Raw genomic sequence first — 26,288 nt, 5'->3', positions numbered from 1 at the left:
GGGGGGGCCAGGGGGGGGGGGGGGGGGGGGGGGGGGGGGGGGGGGGGGGGGGGGGGGGGGGGGGCCCCGGGGGGGGGGGGGGGGGGGGGGGGGGGGGGGGGCCGCGGGGGGCGGGGGGGGGGGGGGGGGGCCGGGCAGGCGGGGCCGGCGCTGGCCGACCGGCTGACGGGCAAGGGGCTCACGGTGGCGCTGATCGAGCGCGGGCTTGTCGGCGGCACCTGCGTCAATACCGGCTGCACGCCGACCAAGGCGATGGTGGCGAGCGCCTATGCCGCGCATCTTGCACGGCGGGCGGGGGAATATGGCGTCGATGCGGGGCCGGTGACGGTGGACTTCCCCGCAGTGATCGCCCGCGCCCAGGCGATCGCGGCCCGATCGCGCGCGAACAACGAGAAATGGCTGGCCGGGATGCCGGGCCTGACGCTGGTGCGCGGCCATGCCCGCTTCACCGCGCCCGATACGATCGCGGTGGACGGCGAGAGCCTCACCGCGCCGCGTATCTTCCTGAACGTCGGGGGCCGGCCGGCGCGGCCCCCGATGCCGGGGCTGGACGCGGTGCGGACGCTCACCAATGCCGACATGCTGCAACTGGACGCGCTGCCCGAGCATCTGGTGGTGGTGGGCGGGAGCTATATCGGGCTGGAGTTCGCGCAGATATTCCGCCGGCTGGGATCGCGGGTGACCGTGGTGGAGATGGCGCCCCGGCTGATCGCGCGCGAGGACGAGGACATCAGCCAGGCGATCCGCGAGATGCTGGAGGCCGAGGGCGTGGCGGTGCGGACCAGCGCGACCTGTATCGGCTTCACGCCGCATGGCGACGGCGTCTCGGTGCGGGTGAGCTGCGAGGAGGGCGCGCCGCAGGTGGTGGGCAGCCATGTGCTGCTCGCGATCGGAAGGCGGCCCAATACCGACGATCTAGGGCTCGACGCGGCGGGCGTGGCGACCGACGAGCGGGGCTATATCCGGGTGGACGACAGGCTTGCGACCAATGTGCCGGGCATCTGGGCGCTGGGCGACTGCAACGGGCGCGGGGCCTTCACCCATACGGCGTGGAACGACCACGAGATCGTCGCGGCCAATCTGCTCGATGGGGACGATCGCAGCCTGAAGCAGCGGCTGCCGGGCTATGCGCTCTATACCGATCCGCCGCTGGGGCGGGTTGGGCTGACCGAGGCGCAGGCGCGCGCGACGGGGCGCCCGCTGCTGGTGTCGCACCGGCCGATGACGCGCGTGGCGCGGGCGATCGAGAAGGGCGAGACGCGGGGCTTGATGAAGGTCGTCGCCGATGCCGAGACACGCCGCATCCTGGGCGCCGCGATATTGGGCGTCGGCGGCGACGAGGCGATCCACGGCATCCTCGACATGATGCATGCCGATCAGCCGCTGGACGTGCTGCGCTGGGCGGTGCCGATCCATCCCACCGTATCGGAGCTGATCCCGACGCTGCTGATAGACCTCAAGCCGGCGGCGTGAGAGCGGAGAGGTTTCGGCGGCGTATCATCCATAAGTTTGGGTGAACGACGGGTCTTGCGCACCCCAGCTAGCCGGCTCGACGACCTGGCTATCCAGAGGTGAAACATGCGCCGTCCCGCTTCGAAGAGCTCCGGTCCTCCCGCCTTTGGGTGAGGGGACGGTCGCTGCGGTGCGTCGATCCCAACGGACGTGCCGCTGCGGAACGGGGAGGGCGTCGCCTGCCGGCGGCGCCCTTTTTCCTTTCGCTTGCGGGGGAGGGGTGAGGGTGAGCTGGAGTAGGGGGCTCATCGAGAGTGGATTGCACTTAACCCTCACCCAACCCTCTCCCAAGGGGAGAGGGCTATAAGAAGCGGTCAGTCCGCTATGCCTTCGATCGCTTCCAGCAGGCTGTCCGGATCGATCGGCTTGGTGAGGAAGGCGACGGCACCCGCGCCGAGCGCCTGGTCGCGTGCGGCATCGGTGGGAAAGGCGGTCATCATGATGACCGGGTGCGGCCAACCGCGCCGCGCGAGCTCGGCCTGGAGATCGAGCCCTGTCATGCCCGGCATGTGGAGATCGGTGACGATGCAGGCGAGCTGCGCCTGCGCGCCCGAGGCAAGCAGCTCCTCGGCGCAGGCGAAGGGCAGGCTCGTCATGCCGGCCGAGCGCAGCAGGCTGTCCAGGCTTCCCCGAACGCCGGGATCGTCATCGACGATCGCGATGACTGGGGATGGGATCAAGACGGGTACTCCGGATACTGGCGGCGTGCTGCCGAGGAGAGCCAGAAATGGGCGCCGCGGGTGCCGCGCGCCATCATACTCAGATGTTAAACCGATGGATGCTCTCGTCGCGCACGCCGAGCTGCTCGGCCATGCGGACGAGATCGGCGAGCGACTGCGCCTCCATCTTGCGCATCATGTTGCCACGATGGATCTTCACGGTGATCTCGGACAGGTCGAGGCGGCCCGCCACCTGCTTGTTCATCAGCCCGGTGACGACCAGGCCCATCACCTCGCGCTCGCGCGGGGTGAGCCGGGCATAGCATTCGTGCAGCTTCGCGGTTCCGGCGGACTGGGCGCGGCGGGCGCGATCGGTCTCTATCGCGGCGGCGACGGCGGCGAGCATCTGATCGTCGCTGAACGGCTTGGGCAGGAAATCGATCGCGCCGGCGCGCATGCCGCGCACCGTCATCGGGATATCGCCATGGCCGGTGATGAGGATCACCGGGATGTCGAGGCCCTGCGCCGCCAGCCGCTCCTGGAAATCGAGCCCGCTCTCGCCGCGCAGCCGCACGTCGAGCACCAGGCACGAGGCGACGGGCGGCACGCCGGCCGCCAGGAAGGCGTCGGTGCCCTCGTAGAGCGCGACGTCGAGCCCGCTGGAGCGGAACAGGCTGCCGAGCGAACCGCGCACCTCGGGATCGTCATCGACCACGCAGACGCAGCCCTGGATCGCATCGTCGCTCATGCCGCGGCCCTTTCCTCTGCATCGGCGATCGGCAGGCGGAAGGTGAAGACCGCGCCGCCTTCGAGACCGTTGGCGGCGGTCAGCGTGCCGCCATGCTGCTCGACGATCGAGCGGCAGATCGACAGGCCCATGCCCATGCCGTCCGCCTTGGTGGTGAAGAAGGGGGTGAACAGGCTTTCCGGATCGTCGGCGATGCCGGTGCCGCAATCGCGGACCTGGATCGTCACGCTGCCATCCTCCCGCGTGGCCTCGACGCAGAGTTCGCGCCGGTCGGGCGGGGTCTGGGCCATGGCCTGCTCGGCGTTGAGGATCAGGTTCATCAGCACCTGCTGGATCTGCACGCGATCGCCCGGGACGGCGGGGAGATCGGGCGGGAGCGACGTGCGCACGGCGATGTCGTTGACCTGGAGCTCGCGGTGCAGCAGCGCGATGGTCTCCTCGACCAGCACGGCCAGATCGATGCGGCTCTGCTTGGGATCGGTCTTGCGGGCGAGGGCGCGGACGCGGGCGATCACATCGGCGGCGCGGGTGCCGTTCGACGCGATGTGATCGAGGCAGTCGGAGACTTCCGACGCCTGCGGCGCCTCGCGCGCCAGCCAGCGCTTGCCGGAGCGGGCATAGGTGATGATCGCCGAGAGCGGCTGGTTGACCTCATGCGCGATCGATGCGGCCATCTGGCCCAGCGTGGTGACGCGCGCGACATGCGTCAGCTCGGCGCGGGATTCGGCGAGGCGGGCCTGGGCGCGGTTCCGCTCGGTGACGTCGAGCGCCATCACCAGCACGCGGGTCCACCCATCGTCGCCGGGCGGCAGCGTGACGCGCAGCACGACATCGATGACCTCGCCGGAAAGCGTCTGGAACCGGGTTTCCTCCTCGACTGCGGTGTCGCCGTTCGCGAGCGCGGTGAGGATGCGGCCGAGCGCGGCGTCCGCCGCCGGCGTATGATGCGCGACGACGGTGCCGCCGATGAGCGCGTTGCGATCCGGGAGCCCGAACAGCCGCGCCGCCGCCTGGTTGGCGTCGCGCACCGTCGCGGTCGTTGCGGCATGGCCGATCATCTCCGTATCGGGATGGCGCCCGTCGCGGAGCATCGCGAAGGCGGCCGACAGGTCCGCCTCCCAGATCGGGAAGCCGGCGGCGTTGAAGATCGTGCGATAGCGTTCCTCGGAGCGGCGGCGCTGCTCGGCGGCGGCGCGGTGGCGGACCGAGAGGAAGGTGGTGATCGCGATCGCGACCAGGCTGACCGCGAGCCGCATCGCCGGCGATCCGAGCGGCGCGCCGCCATGGCTGACGAAATAGCCGGCGATCGCGAGCAGGGCGCATACCGTGCCCGCGAAGATCATCATGCTGCGATCGTTGCTGCGCGCCGACATGAGGACGACGGTGGTGTAGAGGACCGCGACCGCGCCCTGGAGCGGGCTCAGCACGTCGAGCGCGAAGATGCCCAGCGCGAGCACCATCGCGGCCGCGATCCGCAATCGCACCGCCAATCGTCTCGCTTCGGCATCGCCGCGCATCATCGCCTCCCGCCACGGCCGGTTCCAGGCCAGCCAGACGGGCGCCACGCTGGGCGAAACGCGGGGCGATCGCAACGGCAAAGACGAGGCGGCTTCGTTCGGGGTGGAGAGCATGCGGCGGAAGATCAGCGCCTGCCGACGAAGAGCGCGAAGCGCGTGCCCGGCCGCGCATCGTCATAGCCGTGCCAGCCGCCCAGCCGCGCCGCCATCATCTCGATGAGCCGGCCGCCGAGCCCGGTCCCCGGGGCGGGGCCGCCGACGGTGAATCCGCGGCCGCGATCCTCGACTTCGAGCATATAGCCGCCGAACAGCATCGGATGGAGCGCGATCCGCACGTCGCCGGGCTGGCCGGGGGCGTAGGCATATTTGCAGGCATTGCCGACCAGCTCGGAGACGATGATGCCGATCGCAGTGGCCTCTTCGGGCGCGACGGCGATCGGGGAGGGATGGACCAGCACGCGGCGGCCGGCCGCCGCGTTGGCATAGCTTGCCTCCAGATCGGCGCCGAGCTCCTCCAGATAGCTGCCGAGATCGACCATCGAGGTTTCGTGCGAGCGATAGAGCTGGCGGTGGACGCTGGCGATCGCGCCGATCCGGCGCTGCGTCATGTCGAGCGCGGCGAGCGCCGCCGGATCCTCGATCCCGCGCGCCTCGACCGAGACCATCGCGGAGAGGAGCTGGAGGCTGTTGGCGATGCGATGATGGGCCTCGTCGGCGCGGCTGGGCTCGCGTGCGGCGGGCAGCACCGTGGCGACGGGACCATCCTCGTTCGCGGCGTTCGGGGTCGTCATGGGCATCGGGCCTCCCTTCCTTGGGTGGCCCTGTGATCTCCGATCGGGGCGGATCGGGGTATCATACGCAGGTTTAGGGGGGCGGCCGAGGTGACGGAGAGAAGATAGTCTGCGCGCTTCCCGGGTCAGGCGAAGATCGCCTCCAGGTCCGCCGGGGCCACGCCTTCCTTCACGTCGCGCAGCTCGACATAGATGCAGGCCTGCACGGTCACCATCGCCATGCTGCCCAGCGCGCTGATCGCACCGGCGACGATCGCCGAGGCGACGGTGCCGGCGGAAGCGGCGGCGAGCGTCAGCATGCCCGCGGGGATGCTGAGCAGCCAGAGCCCGATCACCACGACGAGCATCGTCAGGAATATGCGCCAGCGCGAGCCGCTGGTCAGCGCCATGCTGCGCCCGAATGCTTCGAACACGCCGACCTTTTCCTGGACATAGACCGGCACCACGACCGACCAGCACAGCCACAGGATGATGCCCGGCACGATCAGCAGCAGCGAGGCGAGGCCGACGCCCAGCGAGAGCAGGATCGCGATCCCGATCATCGGCAGGATCATCGTGAGCCCGACCATGAGGCACTGGCCGAAATTCGGCTTCTCGCCCGAAAGATGGGTGACCGTCGCGCGCGTGAGCGCGGCCTGGAGCACCACGCCGCTCACCATGCTCACCAGACCGGCGATGAGGATCGGGCCGAAATAGCCGCTGGTGAAGACGGTGCTGGAAATGAACTGGCCCGGGGCGGTCGTATAGCTGATGGTCTGGCTGAGCTGCCACCAGTTGGCCGCAGCCGCCGGAATGCCGGCCAGGATCAGCGCCAGGCCGACGAATAGCGGCACGTTGGACGTGATCGTATCGAATGCACGCGAAATGACGCTGGCGATCTCGTACCGCCCGTCTTCACCTTCGGCCATGCTTCCCCCTCTATCAAGTCGCGCGATGCCCCCATCGCGCCCGCGTAGAAGATGTGCCCAAAGTATCGCGCAAGTCCAGCCCATACCGCTTTTCTTGGGCCGGACGATCGGGTAGCGTGTCCGGTGTGGGGGCTATCAGCGCGACCGGAGAAAAGACCGCGACGGAATCGGTCGCGGCGGCGCACGCGCATCTGCGCGCGCGCACCGATATCCAGTTCGACCTGCCGACGGCCAAGCCGCCCGAGATCCCGCCCTGGCTGCGCTGGCTGGGCGAAGCGCTGAAACCCGTCGCGCCCTATGCCGGCTGGATCTTCTGGGCGATGGTGATCCTGGGCGCGGGGCTGATCCTGTGGCTGATCGCGAGCAGCTTGATCCGCAATCGCGGCCAGCGCGACGCCAAGGCCGAGACTGAGCATGACATCGCTGCCTGGCGGCCCGAGGAGAAGGTCGCCCGCGCGCTGCTGGCCGAAGCCGACGCGATGGCCGCGGCCGGGCGCTATGAGGAGGCCGCGCGGCTGCTGCTGCATCGCAGCCTGGAGGATATCGCCCGCAATCGGCCGCGCGTGCTGCGGCCTTCGCTCACCAGCCGCGAGATCGGCATTGCCGCGGGCCTGCCGCAGATCGTCCGCAACGCCTTTGTCGCGATGGCGGCGCCGGTGGAGCGCAGCCTGTTCGGCGGGCGCGGGCTCCAGCGCGGCGACTGGGAGGAGGCGCGCGCCGCCTATGGCGCCTTCGCGCTGCCGGGATCGTGGAAATGAGCGCCGCGCCCAGCGCCGCCACGCCGTTCGCCGCGCGCGCGCTGCTGGCCCTGATCGCGCTGTCGATCGTCGGCTTCCTCTCCTTCCTGTGGCTCTCCGCCTATGCCGACGATCTGCGGCCGGCGCAGAATGGCGGCAACCACGCGCTTTCCGGCTCGGCGGTGGGATTCGCCGGCTTTGCCGAGCTGGTGAAGCGCACCCATGGCAATGTCCGGCTGATCCGCCGCGAGGCGGACCTGGGCGACGATACGCTGCTGGTGCTGACTCTCGGCCCGGACACCGATCCGGCGGCGGTGAAGCGGATACTCGACCGGCGCAGCGAATTGCCGACCATGGTGATCCTGCCCAAATGGGCAGTCATGCCGCTTCCCAGCAGGCCGGGCTGGGCGCAGTCGCTCGGCAAGCTGCCCGCCGCGATCGCGGCGATGCCGGTCTCGCAGGTCGCCAAGCCGGTGATCGAGGAAGCGCCGCCCGGCGGATTCCGCACCATCTCCGGCCCGGACCTGGAAGCCGCCTATGAGCAGGAGGGCCGCGCGCTGGTGGCCTATGTCGGCGGCGGCGTCACCACGATCGTCGCCGATCCCGACCTGTTCGACAATAAGGGGCTGGCCACGGAGGAAGGGGCGGAGCGGGCGATCCGCATCCTCGGCCAGTTCGCCGCGCCGGACGGCCCGGTGGCGTTCGACCTGACGCTCCACGGCTTCGGCCGCAATCCCAATCTGCTGAAGCTGGCGTTCGAGGCGCCATTTTTGCCGCTGACTTTGTGCGTGCTGCTGGCGGCGCTGCTGGCCGGCTGGCACGCGATGCTGCGCTTTGGACCCGCGGCATTGCCCGAACGGGGCATCGCGTTCGGCAAGCAGGCGCTGGCCGAGAACGGCGCGGCGCTGCTGCGCCTCGCGCGCCGCCGGCACCGCACCGGCGAGCGCTATGCGACGCTCATCCGCGAGGCGGTGGCCGCAAGTACCGGCGCGCCGGCGGGGCTGACCGGCGAAGCGCTCGACGGCTATCTCGACAAGCTCAGCCGCGAGGGCGAGCCTTTTTCGAGCATCGCCGCGCGCGCCGCCGATGCGCCCGATACCCGTACGCTGCTGGCTGCGGCTCGCGATCTCTATTTCTGGAAGAGGACCGTCACCCGTGAACATCGATGAAGTGAAGGCGCTCGGCGACGCGATCCGCGGCGAAGTGGGCAAGGCGGTGGTGGGGCTGGACGATGCCGTCGAGCTGATGCTCGTCGCGCTGTTCGCATCGGGGCATATCCTGCTCGAAGGGCCGCCGGGGACTGCCAAGACGTTCCTGGCGCAATGCTTCGCGCGTGCCGCTGGGCTCGATTACGGCCGCATCCAGTTCACGCCGGACCTGCTGCCCGGCGACATCCTCGGCTCCAACCTGTTCAACTTCCAGACTTCGTCCTTCACGCTTACGCGTGGGCCGATCTTCACCGAATTGCTGCTGGCCGATGAGATCAACCGCACCCCGCCCAAGACCCAGGCGGCGCTGCTGGAGGCGATGCAGGAGCGCACCGTCACGATCGACGGCGTCGATCACCGGCTGAGCGACCGCTTCATGGTGGTCGCGACGCAGAACCCGATCGAGAACCAGGGCGTCTATCCGCTGCCCGAGGCGCAGCTCGATCGCTTCCTGTTCAAATATGAGGTCGGCTATCCCACCGCGGAGGAGGAACGCCGGATCGTCGCGGCGATGGGCAATCGCTTCGGCATGCCGCGGCCCGAGGAATGGGGCGTCGAGCGCGTGGCCGATGCCGCGACGATCCGCGCCGCCGCCGATGCCGTCTCGGGCAATCGGCTGGCCGAGGAGGTGATCGATTATGTCGTGCGGCTGGTGCGCGCCACGCGGAGCACCGGCGATCTCCAGGTCGGCGCCTCGCCGCGCGCCGCCGCGACGCTGGCTGCCGCTGCGCGGGCTCGTGCCGCGCTCGACGGGCGCGATTTCGTGCTGCCCGACGATGTGAAGCAGCTCGCGCCGGCGGCGCTGCGCCATCGCGTCATCCTCTCGCCCGCCGCCGAGATCGACGGCCGTTCGGTCGATGCGGTGATCGAGGCGCTGGTCGAGCAGGTGGAGGCGCCGCGTTGATACGGCCGACGCGCCAGGCTGTGCTGCTGATGGCCGCGGGGGCGCCGCTGGCGCTGCTGCTGGGTATCGCCGTGCCGCAGCTCTGGTTCGTCGGGCTGTTGTGGATCCCGCTGGTCCTGACCCTGATCGGGCTCGACGCACTGTTCGCCGCGCCGCCGCCGGCGCTGGAGGTGCGCTGCCCCGGCGCGATCGAGATCGGCGCGCCGCTGACGGTGGAGATCGCCGTCGCGGCGGCTGCGCGTGCGCCGGTCGGGCTGGAGATCGCGCTCGCGACAGGTCCGCGCCTGCGCCCGCTGGCCGATGATCGCACTCGGGTGATGCCGGGCGAGGAAGTCGTGCGTATCGCCTTCGAGCCCGTCCGTCGCGGTGCGGACGGCATCGAGCGGCTGTGGAGCCGCTGGACCGGGCCGCTCCGGCTCGTGTGGCGCCAGCGTGTCGTCGAGATCGGCCGCCGTATCTTGATTACGCCCGATATCCGGCCGGTGCGGAGCGCCGCGACGATGCTGTTGCGAGACGCTCAGGCCGGCGAGATGGCGCGGATCGATCGCGGCGAGGGCAGCGAGTTCGAGGCGCTCTCCGAATGGCGATCGGGCATGGAGCGCCGCACGATCGACTGGAACCACAGCGCCCGCCACCACCAGCTGCTCGCCCGCGAGAACCGGATCGAGCGCAACAACCAGGTCGTCTTCGCGATCGATGCGGGCCGGGTGATGTGCGAGCCGGTGGAGGGTCTGCCGCGCATCGACCGGGCGATCAGCGCGGCGCTGCTCGCGGCCTATTCGGCGCTGAAGCTGGGGGACCGGGTGGGCCTGTTCGGCTTCGATTCCAAGCCGCGCATCTCCTCGGGCGCAGTCTCGGGCGTGCGCGCCTTTCCGCTGATGCAGCGGCTGGCCGGCGAGCTCGACTACAGCACCGCCGAGACCAATTTCACGCTCGCGCTCGCCACGCTGGCGGGCGATCTCACGCGGCGCTCGCTGGTGGTCGTCTTCACCGAGTTCACCGATCAGGCGGGGGCCGAGCTGATGATCCGCGCGGCGGCCAGCCTGATGGGGCGGCACCTCGTGCTGTTCGTGATCCTGAACGATGTGGAGCTGGAAGGCATCGCCGCCGCCGAGCCGCAGACGATCGACGATGTCTCGCGCGCGGTGACGGCCGCCGCGATGCTGCGCGAACGTCGCATCGTCGTGTCGCGGCTGCGCCATCTCGGCATCCATGTGCTGGAGGCCGCGCACGATGCGGTGGGGCCGGCGCTGGTGCGGCAATATCTCGATTTCAAGCGGAGGAACCTGCTGTGAGCGCGACCGATCTCAGCAACGGCCGTTTCCGCGAGGTGCGCCAGGGCGATTGGGAGCGGCTGGAGGCGCTGATCGGGCGGATCGAGCGCGGGCGCGCGGCTTCGCTTTCGGATGAGGATCTGTTCGAGCTGCCGGTACTCTATCGCGCCACGTTGTCGTCGCTGTCGGTCGCGCGCGAGACTTCGCTCGACGCCGATCTGGTCGCCTATCTCGAATCGCTGGCGACGCGGGCCTATTTCATCCTCTACGGCGTCCAGCCGCCGCTGTGGCGGCGCATTCGCTATTTCTTCGCCGTGGCCTGGCCGCATGCGATCCGATCGATCGGGCGCGAGACCCTGGTGGGGGTGGGGATGCTGCTGATCGGCACGCTCGCTGCCTATCTGATGGTGATGCGCGATCCCGCCTGGTTCTATGCGATCGTGCCCGAGGATCTGGCCGGCGGGCGCGGTCCCCAGGCATCGGCGGCCGAGCTCAAGGCCGCGCTCTACCAGTCGGGCGACGCGCTGGGTGTGTTCGCGACCTTCCTGTTCACGCATAATGCCCAGATGGCGCTGCTGTGCTTCGCGCTGGGCTTCGCCTTCGGCGTGCCGACCGTGCTGCTGCTCCTCTACAATGGCTGCATCCTGGGGGCGTTCCTGGCGATCTATGTGCCCAAGGGGCTGGGGTTCCAGGCGATTGCGTGGCTTTCGATCCATGGCACGACGGAGATGTTCGCGATCGCGCTTGCCGGCGCGGCGGGGCTCCATATCGGCATGGCGGTGGCCTTTCCCGGGCGCGTGTCGCGGAGCGAGGCGGCGGTGACGGCGGGGCGGACGGCGGCGCTGGTGATGCTGGGCGTCGTCGTGATGCTGGGCGTGGCCGGCGTGTTGGAAGGCGTGGGTCGGCAGGTGGTGCGCTCCGATGCCGTGCGCGCGGCGATCGGCGGTGTCGCGCTGCTGGGTTGGATCTTCTATTTCTACGTCATGCCAGTGCGGGAGGCCGATGTGCATGGCTGAGCGCCGCCCGCGCAGCGATACGCGCGCGTTCGTGACGCCGGAGGGCGTGGATCTGCGGCTCCACCTCGCCAGCGTGGGCGAGCGGGCGGGGGCGTTCGTGCTCGATCTGGTCATCATCCTGGGGGCGCTGATCCTGCTCACCATCGCGGCGCTGTTCGTGCTTGCCGGCGGCGGGGCCGCGGCGGCGCAGGCGGTGGCGGCGATCTGGCTGCTGGGCTTCTTCGTGCTGCGCAATTTCTATTTCACCGCGTTCGAACTGGGCACGCGTTCGGCGACGATCGGCAAGCGAGTGATGAAGCTGCGCGTCGTCGCGCGGAACGGGCGGCGGCTCTCGGGCCATGCCGTGATCGCGCGCAACGCGATGCGCGAGCTGGAATTCTTCCTGCCGCTCTCGTTCCTTGCCTATGAGAGCTCGCAGGGGCTTGCGGACACGGCGACCTCGCTTGCCGGGCTGGCGTGGAGCGGCGTGTTCCTGCTCTTTCCGTTCCTCAACCGCGATCATATGCGGGTGGGCGATCTGATCGCGGGCACCTGGGTCACGCGCCTGCCGCGCCGCAGCCTGGGCGCGAGCGTGGTCGGGCATCGGGAGCTGCCGCGCTATGCCTTCAGCGACGCGCAGTTGAATGCCTATGGCGAGTTCGAGCTCCAGAAGCTGGAGGAAGTGCTGCGGCGGCAGGACGAACTCGCGATGATCGTCGTCGCCCGGACGATCCGCTCGCGCATCGGCTGGACCGGGGCGGACGGCGACGAACTGGCTTTCCTCCGGGCCTATTATGCGGCGCTGTGCAAGCGGCTGGAGCGCAACATGCTGTTCGGCAAGCGCCGGCGGGACAAGCACGAGGCGGCTTAGGGGGCGTGGAGTAAAGGAGAGCAACCGTCATCCCGGCGCAGGCCGGGATCCAGGGTTTCTCTGCCGTGTCGCCCGTGACTCCTGGATCCCGGCCTGCGCCGGGATGACGATTCCCTTGGTGCAAACCGGTCGCCGCCGATCTTTACGCGGAATTGACCAACCTGGGTTTAGCAAGCCCGCTGGTTCGATGCGGGTACATGATGGCTGAGCCGCTGGTTTCCCTCGCGCCCGTTCGGGGCAAGGCGCGTATCGACGTGCTCGATATCCTGCGCGGGCTCGCCATCCTGGGCATCTTCTACATCAACGTGCCCTATATGGCCGCGCCGATCTGGCAATTCTCGGCCGATATACGCTCGATCGGCTGGAGCCCGGCGGACCAAACCGCCTGGGCCCTGGTCAACGTGCTGCTGGCGGGCACGCAGCGCTGCCTGCTCGAATTCCTGTTCGGCGCGGGGATGATGGTGCTGGCGCGCAAGGCGATGACGCCCGAGGGGCCGGTGGCGGTCGCCGATCTCTATTGGCGGCGGAACCTGTGGCTGCTGGCATTCGGGCTGTTCGACGTGTTCGTGCTGCTCTGGCCCGGCGACATCCTGCACATCTATGCGCTGGCGGCGCTGTTCCTGTTCCCGTTCCGCACGCTGGGGCCGAAGCTGCTGCTGGCGCTCGGGCTGGGATGGGCGGTGCTCTGCGCGGTGGGAATCCCCGAGCATGGGGTGCGCCACTATGCCGACCGGGCGGCGCTGGTGCGGCAGGTGGACGATGCCCATGCCCACCAGCGCTCCGGCGAGGCGCCGAGCGTGGCGGACGCTAAGGCGCTGGCGGACTGGGATCGGCTGGCGGCAGCGCGACGACCCGATGCCGAGCTGCACGCGCGGATCGACCAGGAGATCAAGGCGCATCAGGGCGGCTTCATCCCCTATGCGCGCTCGGCCTGGGATTATTGGGGGTATCTGGCCGAGCAATGGCTGGTGTGGGACGTGATCGAGGCGTTCTGCACGATGCTGATCGGCGTGGCGCTGTGGAAATGGGGGGTGATCCAGGGGGAGCGGAGCCGGCGCTTCTATCTGGTGCTGATGCTCGCCGCCTATGGCTTCGGCATCACCGCGCGCGCGATCGGCGTTTCGGAATCGATCGCCTTCACGCTGATGCCGCGAACGAGCTGGATCACCGCCGAGTTCGCCCGGCTCGCGGTGGGGCTGGGGCATCTCGCGCTGGTCAATTATGCGTTGCAGACCCGGGCGGGCAACGCGCTGCTTTCGGTGTTCAAGGCGCCGGGGCGGATGGCGTTTTCATTGTACTTCCTCCAGCAGTTTGCGGGGAAATACATAGTGTTCGCGCCGTTCGGCCTTGGCCTCTGGGGCCGGTACGGCTGGGCGCAGATGGCGGCGATCTCGACGATGGGGATCGTGCTGCTGGTGCTGTTCGCCCATGCATGGATGGGGCGCTTCACCAGCGGTCCGCTGGAATGGCTGTGGCGCAGCCTGGCCTATGTGCAGTGGCAGCCGCTGCGGCGGCCGGCGGTTTCCGGGACGGAACCGGCCGGCGCGCCGCTGCTGGGCTAGAAGCTCGTCCAGGCCGCTTCGGCGGTCGATTTGCGCGGTGTGGGGCGCGGGGCAGGAGCGGGGGCCGGCCGCCGGGCGACCACCGGAGCGGTTTCGCCGATCCGGAAGGTGGCGGCCTGGGTGTCGAGGCTCGCGACTTGCTGCATCAGCGCACGGGCAGCGGCGGAGGTCTGCTCGACCATCGCGGCATTCTGCTGGGTGGCGTGATCCATCGAACCGATCGCGACGCTGATTTCCTTGATCGCGCCGGCCTGGGCGGTGTTGTCGGCAGCGATCCCGCCGAGCAGGCTGTGGACTTCGCCCACCGCGCCGACGATCTGCGACAAGGCGTTGTCCACCTTCTCGACCATATGGACGGCGGCGACGATGTCGGTCTGGGTGGCGGTGAGCTGGTCGCGGGCTCGCCCGGCTTCCTCCTCGGCGCGCATCGCGAGCGCGGAGACCAGATCCGCCACGACCGCGAAGCCGCGGCCTGCCTCGCCGGCACGGCCAGCCTCGACCGCCGCGTTCATCGCGAGGACGCGGGTCTGGAAAGCGATCTTGTCGAGCCCTTCGATCACGCTGTCGATGCCCTTGGCACTTTCGCTCACCCGGCCCATGGCCTGCACGGCCTCGTCGGCGGTGCTGCGGCCCGATCCGACCGCGCCGATCGCCTGGTCGGCACGCTCGACGGTGCTGCTCGCGGCGGCGGCGGTGGCGGTGATCCGCTGGTTCATCTGCGCGGCGGCGGCGGAGGTCTGCTCCAGGCTGGCGGCGTTGCTTTCGGTGCGGCGCGCCAGATCCTCTGAAGCGTCGGCGATCTCGCTCGATCCGGTGCGGATCGCGGCGGTGCTCTCCATCACTGTGCCGATCAGCGTGCGCAGGCTTGCCAGCGCCTTGTCGAAATGGCCGCCGAGCACCGAATAGTCGCGCGGGAAATCCGGGCCGACATCGGCGGTCAGGTCGCCGGCCGCGACGCGCTCCAGCGAGGCGGCGAGCGCCTGCATCGCCTTTTCGCGCTCGACCTCGGCACGATGGTTGCGCGCTTCGGCGGCGTGGCGGGCGATCGCCGCCTCGCGGAAGGTTTCCAGCGCGGCGGCCATGCGGCCGATCTCGTCCTGACGGCCCTGGGCGGGGATATCGACCTCGGTCTCGCCGGCGGCGAGGCGCTGCATCGCACCGTTCATCGCCGCGAGCGGGCGGAACATGGCGCGGCAGACGAAGAAGCAGGCGGCGGTGACGATCAGCGCGATGACGAACGAGGCGCCGGCCATCGAGCTGCGCAGGGTGGCGAGCGAGGCGAGGACATCGGCCTTGGGAATGCCGACATAGAGCACGCCGATCACCCGGCCCGATTCATCCTTGATCGGATCATAGGCGGTGAAGAAGGCCTTGCCGAGGATCTCCGTCTCGCCGCGATAGCTGCGGCCCTGCCGCAGCACCGCGTCATAGGCGGGACCGGCGGCCAGCGGTGTGCCGACCGCGCGGCTGCCGTCGGGCTTGGTGACGTTGGTGGTGACGCGCATGTCGCCGCCGAACACCGTCGCGGTGCCGCCGACCAGCGCCTTCACTTCATCGACGGGCTTGGTCCAGCCGTTGAGCAGGCGATCGCCGACATAGAGGTTCGTTCCCTCGGCGCGGAAGCTGCTGCCATATTGGCCGAGCACGTGCCAGGCGATGCGCATGTTGGTTTCCTGGCGCTCGGCGGCGACACGCTCGGCATCGGCGGTGAGCACCCGATCGCCGACCACATAGGTCGAGACCGCGAGCAGCAGCAGCGCGAAGACGGTGATGACGGTGGTCTTGGTGGCGAGGGAGAGCCTGCCCAGTTGCGCGAACATCGAAAGCCTCGTCATGGGCGGGGCCGCAGGCACGCCGCCGGCTCCCCCATGGCGGGATGCCATGGGTAGGATATTTCCTTATAGACGGCTTGTCCGATGCGGGGCGGCGCGCCGGGCCATTTTGACCCGGCGCAACCGAGCGGGAATCTCAACGATCACCCAAAGGCAATTGCTGCGGAACGCTTTTGCGAAATCAGTGCCCCGCCGCTGACGGATCGGGCTTCTCGGCGGGACCGGCCGGGCGCCGCAGGATCAGGACCAGCGGCACGCTGAGCGCCGTCACGATCGCCATCGCCCAATAATCGTTGAGATAGGCGATCATGCCCGCCTGGCGGTTCACTTCGGCGTCCATCATCGCCAACGCGCTGGCGCCGAAGCCGCCGAGCGCGCGCAGCAGATTGGGGTCGAGCCCGTTCATGGCCTGTGCAGTCATGTGGCTGCCCAGATATTCGTGGCTGGTCTGGATGTTGCGCGCCAGCATCGCCGTCACGATCGAGATGCCCACTGATGCGCCGATGTTGCGCGTCAGGTTCATCAGGCTCGACGCCTCGGTGCGGAAGCGTGGCGGCAGACCGGCAAAGGCGAGGCCCTGGAGCGGCATGAATACCATGCCCAGGCCGAGCCCCTGGACCAGGCCCGAGACGACGAACGGCATCGATCCCATCATCAGCGTCCACTGCGACATCTGCCACAGCGAGAAGGCGGCGACCGTCAGGCCGACGCCGACCAGCCAGCGCGGATCAAGGCCACGCTGCATGAGCTGCGCCGCGATCGCCATCGTCAGCAGCACGCCGACGCCGCGCGGCATGAGCAGCACGCCGGTATCGAATACCGAATAGCCGTACAGCGCCTGGAGCATCGGCGGCATCAGTGCCATCGTCGCCATCATCACCAGGCCGATCACCAGCATGAAGAAGATGCCGGTGACGAGATTGGCGTGCTTCCACAGCTCGCGCTCGAACATCGGATTCTTGCCGGTGACGAGATGGACGAGGAACATCCACAGCGCGACGATCGCGATCAGCATCTCGATCCAGATCTCGGTCGAGGAGAACCAGTCCTGTTGCTGGCCGCGATCGAGCATGAGCTGCAGCCCCGCGATGAACAGCGAGAGCAGCGAGAAGCCGAACAGATCGAACGGGCGCTTGCGGATCGGCCGCGAGGGGAGGAGGAACCACAGGATCGCGAAGCAGACCACGCCGACCGGAAGATTGACGAAGAACACCCAGCGCCAATCGAAATTGTCGGTCAGATAGCCGCCGATCAGCGGCCCCATGATCGGGCCGACCATGATGCCCATGCCCCAGATCGACATCGCCTTGCCCTGGCGCTCGGGCGGATTGATGTCGAGCATCACCGTCTGGCTGAGCGGATTCAGGAAGGCGGCGGAAATGCCCTGGAGGATGCGGAACAGCACCATCTCGGTGAGCGTCTGCGCGGCACCGCACATCGCCGAGGCGATGACGAAGCCGACGGTGGCGATCAGGAACAGGTTGCGCGAGCCCACCCGGTCGGCGAGCCAGCCGGTGATCGGGATCGCGATCGCCGAGGCGACGATATAGCTGGTCAGTACCCAGGTGACCGTATCGGCGGTCGCGCCGAGCGCGGTCTGCATGTGCGGCAGCGCGACGTTGGCGATCGTGGTGTCGAGGATCTGCATGATCGTCGCCATCATGACGCCGAGAGTCAGCAGCCCGCGATTCTTCACCGGTAGGGCGGCGACCCCTTCGTGCGGGCGGGCAGGCGCTGGGGACGCCTGACCCGCCCGACTGGCGCGGCCGGGGGCTGCCGTCGCCATATCAGTTGCAGGTTCCCGAGAAGACGACCTTCACATCGGCGGAAAGGCCGGCGATCATCTCGCGCGGGCTCTTGCCGTCGATCGCGACGCGCACGGGAACGCGCTGCGTGACCTTCACCCAGTTGCCGTTGGCGTTCTGGGCCGGGAGCACCGAGAATTCGGAGCCCGTGCCGGCGCCGATCGATTCGACATGCCCCTTGAGCCGCAGGCTCGGATAGGCGTCGAACGTCACGACCGCGCACTGGCCGACGCGCATCTTGTCGAGATCGGTTTCCTTGAAATTCGCCTCGACCCAGGCGGGCTTGTCCGAGACGATCGTCACGGCGGGCAGGCCGGTAATCATCTGCTGGCCGACCTGGAGGCTCTTGGTCTGGCTGACGATGCCGCTGACCGGCGCGCGGACGGCGGTGCGCTCGAGATCGAGCTGCGCCTTGGCGAGCTGGACGCGCGCGGCGGCGATCGCCGGGTTCTCGCCCGGAACGGCCTGGCCGGTGGCGATCTTGGCGCGCGCCTCGGCAGCGGCGGCCTGGGCGTTCTGGAGCTGGGCGCGGGCCTGCTCCAGCGCATGCTCGGCCGCCTGATAGGTAGCGCGGGTGGTAAAGCCCTGCTTCATCAGCGCGGCCTGGCGGTCATAATCCTCCTGCGCCTGCTGGATGCGGTCATGCGCGGCCTGGATATCGGCGCCCTTGCCCTGATAGCTCACCTGGTCGGTCTGGAGATCGACCTGGGCGGTGGCGATCGCCGCGTTCGCCTGGGCGACGGCGATGCGATAGGGCTCGGGATCGATGCGGAACAGCAGCGCGCCGGCCTGAACCGGCTGATTCTCCCTCACGCCGACCTCGACGATGCGCCCTGCGACGTCGCTCGACACCGAGGTCTTGTCCTGCTGGACATAGGCATTGTCGGTCGAGACGCTGGTGCCCGAGGTCAGCCAGAAATAGCCGACCACGCCCAGGATGAGCAGCGGCACGCCGAACATCAGCAGCGGGCGCAGCCAGGCGCGGCGCGGGCGCGGAGTGGCCTCCTCGGCGATGACGGGCTGATCGGCCGGGGCGATGGTGATCGCCTCTTCGGGCGCCTTCTGGATCTTGGGGTCGGCGTCAGCCATTTGCGGCCTCTTTGCTTTCATGGGTCTTGTTGAGATTGGATCGGATGACGTTGAGCGAAGTCACCAACGCATCGCGTTCGGAAGGGGTCAGTCCTTCGAGCGCGTCCTCGATCATCTCGCCGGCCAGCACGTGGAGCTCGGCGAGCACGGGCCGTGCCTCGTCGGTCAAATGAATACGCCAGGCGCGGCGATCGGCGGGATCGCGGCGGCGCTCGACGAAGTTCGATTCCTCCAGCCGGTCGATCATCCGGCAGCAACTGATCGGCTCGACTTCGAGTATTTCGGCGATCTGGCCCTGGTTCAGACCGGGCTGCCGCTCGAGAATCTTGAGCACGCGCCATTGCGTTACACTCGCGCCGCTGCTGCGCGCGCGCTCGTCGAAGCGCCGGCGCATCAGGCGCGATACATCGCTTAACAGAAAGCCTAGGGACTCGCTCATAACGGCGGGGCACATAATAAGGAGGCTTATTAATTGCAACTTACAACGTAGTTGCATTGTGCGGCGCAGCAATTGCAAGGAGCGTAACATGGCCGAGGAGATGACCGGCGGATGCCAGTGCGGGCGGATCCGCTACAGCGCGGCGATCGAGGATGACGATGCCTATCTGTGCCATTGCCGCATGTGCCAGCGGGCCACCGGCGGCGTGTCGATCGCTTTCAAGAATGTGAAGAAGGCGGCGGTGCGCTGGGAGCGGGAGCCGGATCGCTATGCCTCCTCGCCGATCGCGCGACGGGGCTTCTGCTCGATGTGCGGGACGCCGCTGACCTTCGAATTCCCCGACAGCGAGAATATGGACCTGACCGTGGGCAGCTTCGACGCGCCGGGGCGATTCCAGCCTCGGCACCATTTCGGGGTGGAGAGCCTGCACGAGCAATGGCTCGACACGACCGCGCTGCCCCGATACCGGACCGACGAGAATTCGAATGTCGTCGATCGCTGGATGAAGACCCTTGGCAGACTTCCCGACTGAAACGCACCTTTTTCCGAGCTTCGACGGCGTCGAGCTGGCCTGGACCGAGATGGGCGAGGGGCGGCCGGTGGTGCTGATCCATGGCTATTTCTCCAATGCCGAGGTCAACTGGATCAAATATGGCCATGCCGCGAAGCTGGCGGCGAAGGGCTTCCGCGTCATCATGCCGGACCTGCGTGCCCATGGGCAGAGCGCCAAGCCGCACGATCCCGCCGCCTATCCGCCCGACGTGCTGATGCGCGACGGCTTCGCGCTGATCGCGCATCTGGGGCTCACCGACTATGATCTGGGTGGATACTCGCTCGGCGCGCGGACGGTGGTGCGGATGCTCGCCAATGGCGCGGCGCCGAAGCGGGTGGTGCTGGCCGGCATGGGGCTGGACGGGCTGGTCGCGACCAAGGGACGCGGCGGCTATTTCCATCGGGTGCTGACCAATCTCGGCACCTTCCAGCGCGGCACCTCTGAATGGCTGACCGAGGCGTTCCTCAAGACCACCAAGGGCGATCCGGAGGCGCTGCTGCTGATCCTCCAGACCTTCGTCGATACGCCGCGCGAGGCGATCGCGGCGATTTCGCAGCCCACGGTCGCGATCGCGGGCGTCGAGGATTACGACAATGGCGCGGCGCATGAGGTGGCCGATCTGCTGCCGCACGGCCATTTCGTGGAGGTTCCCGGCAATCATATGAGCGCCGTCACCCGGCCCGAGCTGGGCGACGCGATCGTGGCGTTCCTGGCCGCTTGACGGCTTCCGGGATGGGCGCGAGTGTCGCGCCATCCTGGAACTTCAAGCAAGGCCCACACATGATCCGTACCGGTATTTCGCTGCTCGCGTTCGCCTCGATCCTGGCGACGCCGGCGGTGGCGCAGACCGCCGCTCCCACCGCCGCCGAGGCGCAGGCGTTCATCGATCGCGCGCAGCAGGAGATCACCGCGTTCAACCTGACCGCGCAGCGCGTGGCGTGGATCAACGCGACCTACATTATCGACGATACCGACGCACTCGCCGCCGAATATGGCGCCAGGGGCACCGAGATGGCGGTGCGTTTCGCGCTGGACGCGGCGCGCTTCCAGAAGGCGCCGGGGCTGTCGGCGGAGCAGCAGCGCCAGCTCAACATCCTGCGCAGCGCGGTCACCTTGCCTGCACCGACCACGCCGGGTGCCGCGCAGCAGCTCAACGACATCGCGACGCGGCTCGGTTCGGCCTATGGCAAGGGCAAGGGTCTGCGCGCCGGCAAGCCGATCAGCGGCAGCGACATCGAGGCGGCGATGGGCGACAGCCGCGATCCCAATGAGCTCAAGGAAATGTGGGTGAGCTGGCACGACCAGGTCGGCGCGCCGATGCGCGGCGATTATGCGAAGCTGGTCGGCATCGCCAATCAGGGCGCCAAGGAGCTGGGCTATCCCGATACCGGCGCGATGTGGCGCTCGGGCTATGACATGCCGCCCGAGGCATTCGAAAAGCTCACCGACAAATTGTGGAATGACGTGAAGCCCCTCTACCTCGCGTTGCACACCTATGTCCGCCGCAAGCTCAATGAGAAGTACGGCGATGCGGTGCAATCGAAGACGGGGCCGATCCGTGCCGACCTGCTCGGCAATATGTGGGCGCAGGAATGGGGCAATATCTACGATCTGGTCGCGCCGCCGGGCGTGGGCGATCTTGGCTTCGAGACCGGGGATCTGCTCAAGGCCAAGGGCTATGACTGGAAGAAGATGGTCCAGACCGGCGAGGGCTTCTATTCCTCGCTGGGCTTTGCGCCGCTGCCCGAGAGCTTCTGGCAGCGCTCGCAATTCCTGAAGCCGCAGGACCGCGAGGTCCAGTGCCATGCCTCGGCCTGGGACGTGGACGAGAAGGACGATCTGCGCATCAAGATGTGCATCAAGGTGAACTCGGACGACTTCACTACGATCCATCATGAGCTGGGCCACAATTATTACCAGCGGGCGTACAAGGGCTTGCCGGCGCTCTACCGCAACGGCGCCAATGACGGCTTCCATGAGGCGATCGGCGATTTCGTCGCGCTTTCGATCACGCCCAATTACCTCGTCCAGATCGGCCTGCTCGACCAGTCGAAGGTGCCGAGCGCGGACAAGGACATCGGCCTGTTGCTGCGCCAGGCGATGGACAAGGTGGCGTTCCTGCCCTTCGGCCTGATCGTCGATAAATGGCGCTGGGGCGTGTTCTCGGGCCAGATCCCGGAAGGCGGCTATCAGGCCGGGTGGGACAGGCTGCGGCTCGATTATCAGGGCGTGGTGCCGCCGGTGGCGCGCGACGAGACCAAGTTCGATCCGGGCGCCAAGAACCATATCCCCAACAACGTGCCCTATGCCCGCTATTTTCTGGCGCGGCTGCTCCAGTTCCAGTTCTACAAGGCGGCGTGCGACCAGGCCGGGTGGAAGGGACCGCTCCATCGCTGCTCGTTCTTCGGCAACAAGGAGGTCGGCGCGCGGCTCAACAAGATGCTGGAGATGGGCGCCTCCAAGCCCTGGCCCGACGCGCTGGAGGCCTTTACCGGCAGCCGCGAGATCTCGGGCAAGGCCATGGCCGAATATTTCGCGCCGCTGAAGGCGTGGCTCGACAAGCAGAACAAGGGACAGCCGCAGGGTTGGTGAGCACGGGCGCCGATATGGGATAACGGCGCGCAGACAGGGGAGAGACCGGGATGATCCGATACGCACTTGCGCTGGCATTGCTGGCGGCGCCGACGACGGCCTTTGCCCAGGCCGGGCCGGAGCAGGGGCCGGTGACGGTGGAGATCGTGGCTGCGGGGCAGGTGAAGATCCCTGCCCAGCGTTTCCGCTTCTCGGTGGACCTCAAGGCCAAGGGCGAGGACGAAGCGGCGGCCTCCGCCGCGCTGGCGGCGAACCGGGCCAGGCTGGTCCGGGCGCTGGCCGCCGCGAACATACGCGAGGCGCAGGCTGTAGCGGGCGCGCCCAATTCGATCATGGGCTTGCTCGCCGGATTGGCCGGCCGGAGCAAGCCGAGCTTCAGCTTCGACAGCCTCGGCAACGGCGATGGCGAGAAGCCGCAATCCACCGCGACCGAGAAGCTCATGTTCGACGCGCCGAGCCGCGCCGCGGCGCTCGCCGCGAAGCGGACGGTGGAGGATGCCGGCGGCAAGGTGGACGATGACGTGATCGCGCTGCTCGACGACTATACCGGCCCCACCCGCCGGGCCAAGGCCGATGCGATCGCCAAGGCGCGGGCCGAGGCGGCCGCCTATGGCGAGACGCTGGGGCTGCGGCATGCGGCGATTACGAAGGTGAGCGAGAAGCAGGATCCCGTCGCCGGATCGCTGGGCTTCATCACGCAACTGATCGGCATGTTCGGGGCGAAGGGCGGGTCGCAATCGGACGACGTGGTGGTGCCGGCGAACCTGACGGTGGAGTTTCAGCTCAGCCGGTAGGCGGGGCTGCCCCGTATTGACGGCGTGGTTTGCGGCGTATCCAGTGACGCTGAAGTAGCTTCCCTGGCGAAGGGATTCCGGCCGGTTGTGCCCGACTCTCGCTGGCCGCTTACTTCGCGGGCGGATCTTCATCGGGGATCATGTTCTCGTCGGCGATCTGCGCGTCCCATTCGGCCGAGCTGTCGGTGCCGTCCGGCTGGTGCGCGTGAGGGGCGGGGGCTTCGTCTTCCGGCAGGGGCTCGGGGTCGATCATTGCGGCTCTCCTTCGCGTCGCGGGAATGCGCGTGGCGGCAGGATAGCCTAATCCGGGCGCCGAGTCGGCCGCGATGAGCGGTAGCCGGATACCCTGAAGTCACAAAGGTCACGGGGTTCTCGTGCGTGGGCGCGCGAGGACTGCGATGATATTCAGATGAGCAAGAGCAATGGCGTGGATTTCATGCGAAATCCTACATTGCAAGGGTAATGGGGCGACTTAGCGGAACGGCGGCTCGTTGAAGGCGCGGAGCTTGCGGCTGTGCAGCTTGGCGCCTTCGCGGCGGAGCTCCTCGACCGCCTCGATGCCGATGCGGAGATGCTCGTTGATCGCGCGCTCGTAGAAGCGGTTGGCCTGGCCGGGGAGCTTGAGCTCGCCGTGCAGCGGCTTGTCCGAGACGCAGAGCAACGTGCCGTAGGGGACGCGGAAGCGATAGCCCTGCGCCGCGAGCGTGGCCGATTCCATGTCGACGCCGACCGCGCGGCTCAGCGAGAAGCGCAGCGCCGATTGCGAATAGCGCAGCTCCCAGTTGCGATCGTCGGTGGTGACGATCGTGCCGGTGCGCAGCCGCTGCTTCAGTTCGTCGCCCGACTGGCCGGAGATGGTCTCGGCCGCGCGGGCGAGGGCGAGCTGGACCTCGGCGATCGCGGGGATCGGGATCTCGGGCGGCAGCACTTCGTCCATGATGTGGTCGTCGCGCAGATAGGCGTGCGCGAGCACATAGTCGCCGATGCGCTGGCTGGGGCGCAGGCCGCCGCAATGGCCGATCATCAGCCACGCCTCGGGCCGCAGCACCGCGAGGTGATCGGTGATCGTCTTCGCGTTGGAAGGGCCGACGCCGATATTGACCAGGGTGATGCCCGCGCCGCCCGGCGCCATCAGGTGATAGGCGGGCATCTGGTGCCGGCGCCATGCACCGTCCGAAACCAGGCGATCGAGATCGTCGGCGTCTTCGATGACGATGCCGCCGGCACCCGAGACGCCGGTATAGCGGCTGTCCGGCCCGAGCTGGCTCGCCGCCCAGCGGACGAACTCATCGACATAGCGATGATAGTTGGTGAACAGGATGTAGCGCTGGAAATGCTCGATCGGCGTGCCGGTGTAATGGCGCAGGCGGGCGAGCGAGAAATCGGTGCGCAGCCCGTCGAACAGGGCGAGCGGGCGGGTTTCGTCGGGCGAGATCCACAGGCCGTCTGCGATCTCGTCGCCGATATGGGCGAGCTCGGTGGCGGGGAAATGGCGGGCGAGCTCGGTGGCCGAGACGTCGTCGAGGCTCAGGATCTGGCCGGGATCGAGGACATAGGCGAACGGAATCTCCTGGCGGCCGGTGACCGCATGGACCTCGACATCATAATCCTCGATCAGGAAGGTGAGCTGCTCGACCAGATAGTTCGCGAACATCGCCGGCTTGGTGACCGAGATGCGATAGTCGCCGGCCTCGACCAGACGACCGAACGAGCGGCGCGGGACCGGGCGCTCGCTGCCGCCGCGATAGGTGAGGCGCAGCTCGGGATAGGCGAAGCTGCCGTCTATCCGTGCCTCGGGATCGGGCGGTGTGCCGTCGGTGAGATAGCGGTTGAGCGCGGCCTGAAGGCGATCGACCGACGCGCGATAGAGGCGGTCGAGATCGGCGACGAGATCGGATGCTTGAGTCATCTTTGAGGGCTAAGCTGCAAAGATGACGCTGGCAAGACCAGTAGAAATTTGAACGGCGTTCAAAACCGATCGTCATCCCGGCGAAGGCCGGGATGACGGAAGGAGTGAAGTTTACTTCTTGCCCTTGGCCGGCGTCTGCTTGTCGCCGAGATACTGAGTGGCGGCATAGGCCGCGCCGCCCACGGCAGCCGCAGCGCCCGCGGCGATCGCCGCCGCGGCGACCGGATGCTCCTTGACCGCGCCGACCGTGGCATCGACCGCGCTGCCGATCGCTTCCTGGGCCTGGGCGAGGAGCGACTTGGCGTCGGTGGCCGCCTGGGTGGCCGCGTTGTCGCCGGGAGTGATTTCGGTAGCCATGACGTTTTCCTTCGAGAATGGATTGCCCTGACTCAACTCCATCGCCTCCCGGCGGTTCCGATTCAGAGCTGGCCGAGCAGATATTCGGCCGAGCTGACTTCGAACTGGCCGGGCGCCTCGACATTGAGCTGCTCGACGGTGCCGTCGTTGACGACCATCGAGAAACGCTTGCCGCGCAGGCCCATGCCGAAGCCGGTGCCGTCCATTTCCAGGCCCAGCGCCTTCGCGAACGCGCCGTTGCCGTCGGCGAGCATCGTCACCTTGCCCTCGACGCCCTGCGCCTTGCCCCAGGCGCCCATCACGAACGCGTCGTTGACGGCGGTGCAGGCGATCTCGTCGATCCCCTTCGCCTTGATCTCGTCGGCCTTCTCGACGAAGCCCGGCAGGTGCTTGGCCGAGCAGGTGGGGGTGAAGGCGCCAGGCACCGAGAAGAGCGCGATCTTGCGGCCGGCGAAATAGCTTTCCGAATCGATCTGCTCGGGGCCTTCCTCGGTCACCTTGACGAACTGGGCCTGGGGGATGCGGTCGCCAACCTGGATGGTCATGTCACTCTCCTATGGGATTCGGCCCTCTCCAATCGGCGCTGAACGTTACATTTTCAAGCGTGGCGGAGCCGAAAGCGGACGGGTAAGCTGATCGCCTATGGAGTCGGCCGCGTTTCTCACCGGACAGTTCCTGCTGGCGATGCCCGGCATCGGCGATCCGCGCTTCGAGCGCGCGGTGATCGCGATGTGCGCGCATGACGAAGAGGGCGCGTTGGGCATCGGCATCGGCGAGACGATCGAGGGGCTGGGGTTGCATGACCTGCTGGAGCAGTTCGAGATCGATCCCGGCGAGGCGCCCGACGCGGCGGTGCATTTCGGCGGGCCGGTGGAGCCGCGGCGCGGCTTCGTGCTGCACTCGCCCGATTGGGGCGGGCAGGACACGATCGACGTGGGCGGGCGCTGGGCGCTTTCGGGCACGATCGACGTGCTGCGCGCGATCGCCGACGGCAAGGGGCCGAGCCGCTGGCTGGTCGCGCTCGGCTATGCCGGCTGGGGCGAGGGGCAGCTCGACGCCGAGATGACGCGGCACGGCTGGTTCAACACCGAAGGCAATACCGGGCTGCTCTACGACGTCGATGCCGAGGACCGTTGGGTGAAGGGATATGCCGCGGCCGGGATCGATCCGCGGCTGCTGGCGAACAGCACCGGGCGGGCATAGCCAAGGGACTTCGTTAGCGCTACCATCGG

The 26,288-nt window shown here is 68.2% G+C and carries 26 protein-coding genes; 13 read left to right on the top strand and 13 right to left on the bottom strand.

The features are described from left to right. Positions 1-1,473, top strand: a 1,473-nt coding sequence (locus HB724_RS16270; protein ID WP_256731569.1) for an FAD-containing oxidoreductase, incomplete at its 5' end; no start/stop codon positions are given. Positions 1,474-1,826: 353 nt separating this feature from the next. Here HB724_RS16270 and HB724_RS16265 read toward each other — a convergent pair. The 5 genes from HB724_RS16265 to HB724_RS16245 form a co-directional block, all read right to left on the bottom strand. Next, positions 1,827-2,192 (bottom strand): response regulator, encoded by a 366-nt coding sequence (locus tag HB724_RS16265; protein WP_213981997.1) that lies wholly within the window; start codon positions 2,190-2,192, stop codon positions 1,827-1,829. A 79-nt stretch (positions 2,193-2,271) separates the two neighbouring features. After that, entirely contained in the window at positions 2,272-2,919 is a 648-nt protein-coding gene (locus HB724_RS16260; protein WP_213981996.1) for a response regulator transcription factor, read from the bottom strand. Continuing rightward, entirely contained in the window at positions 2,916-4,550 is a 1,635-nt protein-coding gene (locus HB724_RS16255) for an ATP-binding protein (RefSeq protein WP_213981995.1), read from the bottom strand. The genes HB724_RS16260 and HB724_RS16255 overlap by 4 nt, the downstream gene beginning before the upstream one ends. Before the next feature lie 11 nt (positions 4,551-4,561). Continuing rightward, positions 4,562-5,233: a sensor histidine kinase gene (locus HB724_RS16250; protein WP_213981994.1), complete on the bottom strand. Its 672-nt coding sequence runs from the start codon at positions 5,231-5,233 to the stop codon at positions 4,562-4,564. 119 nt (positions 5,234-5,352) lie between these two features. Next, positions 5,353-6,135 (bottom strand): hypothetical protein, encoded by a 783-nt coding sequence (locus HB724_RS16245; protein ID WP_213981993.1) that lies wholly within the window; start codon positions 6,133-6,135, stop codon positions 5,353-5,355. Between the two features lie 125 nt (positions 6,136-6,260). Here HB724_RS16245 and HB724_RS16240 point away from each other — a divergent pair, with 125 nt between their 5' ends. From HB724_RS16240 to HB724_RS16210, 7 genes are all read left to right on the top strand, one after another. Beyond that, positions 6,261-6,893, top strand: coding sequence for a hypothetical protein (locus HB724_RS16240; protein ID WP_213981992.1), 633 nt, complete (start codon positions 6,261-6,263; stop codon positions 6,891-6,893). Next, positions 6,890-8,041 carry a hypothetical protein gene (locus HB724_RS16235; protein WP_213981991.1) on the top strand — a complete coding sequence of 384 codons (1,152 nt, stop codon included), beginning with the start codon at positions 6,890-6,892 and terminating at the stop codon, positions 8,039-8,041. Before HB724_RS16240 ends, HB724_RS16235 begins: the two co-directional genes overlap by 4 nt. After that, positions 8,028-8,984 carry an AAA family ATPase gene (locus HB724_RS16230; protein ID WP_213981990.1) on the top strand — a complete coding sequence of 319 codons (957 nt, stop codon included), beginning with the start codon at positions 8,028-8,030 and terminating at the stop codon, positions 8,982-8,984. Before HB724_RS16235 ends, HB724_RS16230 begins: the two co-directional genes overlap by 14 nt. Then, positions 8,981-10,279: a DUF58 domain-containing protein gene (locus tag HB724_RS16225; RefSeq protein WP_213981989.1), complete on the top strand. Its 1,299-nt coding sequence runs from the start codon at positions 8,981-8,983 to the stop codon at positions 10,277-10,279. The genes HB724_RS16230 and HB724_RS16225 overlap by 4 nt, the downstream gene beginning before the upstream one ends. Then, positions 10,276-11,274, top strand: a complete 999-nt coding sequence (locus HB724_RS16220; protein WP_213981988.1) for a stage II sporulation protein M — start codon at positions 10,276-10,278, stop codon at positions 11,272-11,274. The genes HB724_RS16225 and HB724_RS16220 overlap by 4 nt, the downstream gene beginning before the upstream one ends. Further along, on the top strand, positions 11,267-12,124 hold the full coding sequence (locus tag HB724_RS16215; protein WP_256731568.1) for an RDD family protein: 858 nt from the start codon (positions 11,267-11,269) through the stop codon (positions 12,122-12,124). The genes HB724_RS16220 and HB724_RS16215 overlap by 8 nt, the downstream gene beginning before the upstream one ends. 200 nt (positions 12,125-12,324) lie before the next feature. Further along, positions 12,325-13,686 carry a DUF418 domain-containing protein gene (locus tag HB724_RS16210; RefSeq protein ID WP_256731567.1) on the top strand — a complete coding sequence of 454 codons (1,362 nt, stop codon included), beginning with the start codon at positions 12,325-12,327 and terminating at the stop codon, positions 13,684-13,686. Here the strand turns inward: HB724_RS16210 and HB724_RS16205 are convergent. From HB724_RS16205 to HB724_RS16190, 4 genes are all read right to left on the bottom strand, one after another. Further along, a complete protein-coding gene (locus HB724_RS16205; protein ID WP_213981985.1) occupies positions 13,683-15,506 on the bottom strand; it encodes a cache domain-containing protein in 1,824 nt (607 codons plus the stop codon). The two genes, HB724_RS16210 and HB724_RS16205, sit on opposite strands and share 4 nt — an antisense overlap. Positions 15,507-15,699: 193 nt before the next feature. Continuing rightward, on the bottom strand, positions 15,700-17,214 hold the full coding sequence (locus HB724_RS16200; protein WP_346344745.1) for a DHA2 family efflux MFS transporter permease subunit: 1,515 nt from the start codon (positions 17,212-17,214) through the stop codon (positions 15,700-15,702). Positions 17,215-17,305: 91 nt separating this feature from the next. After that, positions 17,306-18,412, bottom strand: a complete 1,107-nt coding sequence (locus tag HB724_RS16195) for an HlyD family secretion protein (protein ID WP_213981983.1) — start codon at positions 18,410-18,412, stop codon at positions 17,306-17,308. Then, entirely contained in the window at positions 18,405-18,806 is a 402-nt protein-coding gene (locus tag HB724_RS16190; protein WP_256731566.1) for a MarR family transcriptional regulator, read from the bottom strand. Before HB724_RS16190 ends, HB724_RS16195 begins: the two co-directional genes overlap by 8 nt. A gap of 133 nt (positions 18,807-18,939) precedes the next feature. Between HB724_RS16190 and HB724_RS16185 the strand changes: the two genes are divergently transcribed. Genes HB724_RS16185 through HB724_RS16170 form a run of 4 tightly spaced genes read left to right on the top strand, consistent with a single transcriptional unit; the run spans position 18,940 to position 22,790 of the window. After that, the gene (locus HB724_RS16185) at positions 18,940-19,383 is read left to right on the top strand and encodes a GFA family protein (protein WP_213981981.1); all 444 of its coding nucleotides are present in this window, start codon (positions 18,940-18,942) and stop codon (positions 19,381-19,383) included. Positions 19,384-19,432: 49 nt separating this feature from the next. Then, complete coding sequence (locus HB724_RS16180; RefSeq protein WP_213981998.1) at positions 19,433-20,125, top strand: alpha/beta fold hydrolase; 693 nt, start codon at positions 19,433-19,435, stop codon at positions 20,123-20,125. Between the two features lie 59 nt (positions 20,126-20,184). Further along, positions 20,185-21,996 carry a M2 family metallopeptidase gene (locus tag HB724_RS16175; RefSeq protein ID WP_213981980.1) on the top strand — a complete coding sequence of 604 codons (1,812 nt, stop codon included), beginning with the start codon at positions 20,185-20,187 and terminating at the stop codon, positions 21,994-21,996. Positions 21,997-22,046: 50 nt separating this feature from the next. Next, the gene (locus tag HB724_RS16170; protein ID WP_213981979.1) at positions 22,047-22,790 is read left to right on the top strand and encodes an SIMPL domain-containing protein; all 744 of its coding nucleotides are present in this window, start codon (positions 22,047-22,049) and stop codon (positions 22,788-22,790) included. 109 nt (positions 22,791-22,899) lie between these two features. On the opposite strand, the gene HB724_RS16165 is transcribed toward HB724_RS16170, so the two are convergent. The 4 genes from HB724_RS16165 to HB724_RS16150 form a co-directional block, all read right to left on the bottom strand. Continuing rightward, complete coding sequence (locus HB724_RS16165; RefSeq protein ID WP_213981978.1) at positions 22,900-23,043, bottom strand: hypothetical protein; 144 nt, start codon at positions 23,041-23,043, stop codon at positions 22,900-22,902. A gap of 219 nt (positions 23,044-23,262) precedes the next feature. After that, positions 23,263-24,699 (bottom strand): AMP nucleosidase, encoded by a 1,437-nt coding sequence (locus HB724_RS16160; protein ID WP_213981977.1) that lies wholly within the window; start codon positions 24,697-24,699, stop codon positions 23,263-23,265. A gap of 111 nt (positions 24,700-24,810) precedes the next feature. Next, positions 24,811-25,056 (bottom strand): hypothetical protein, encoded by a 246-nt coding sequence (locus HB724_RS16155; protein ID WP_213981976.1) that lies wholly within the window; start codon positions 25,054-25,056, stop codon positions 24,811-24,813. A gap of 62 nt (positions 25,057-25,118) precedes the next feature. Then, a complete protein-coding gene (locus tag HB724_RS16150) occupies positions 25,119-25,601 on the bottom strand; it encodes a peroxiredoxin (RefSeq protein ID WP_213981975.1) in 483 nt (160 codons plus the stop codon). A 97-nt stretch (positions 25,602-25,698) separates the two neighbouring features. Here HB724_RS16150 and HB724_RS16145 point away from each other — a divergent pair, with 97 nt between their 5' ends. Next, entirely contained in the window at positions 25,699-26,259 is a 561-nt protein-coding gene (locus HB724_RS16145) for a YqgE/AlgH family protein (RefSeq protein ID WP_213981974.1), read from the top strand. Positions 26,260-26,288: the final 29 nt, after the last annotated feature.

It is taken from the genome of Sphingomonas sp. dw_22 (assembly GCF_018449795.1).
GTDB lineage: Bacteria > Pseudomonadota > Alphaproteobacteria > Sphingomonadales > Sphingomonadaceae > Sphingomonas.
This window is presented reverse-complemented; position numbering and strand designations above follow the sequence as displayed.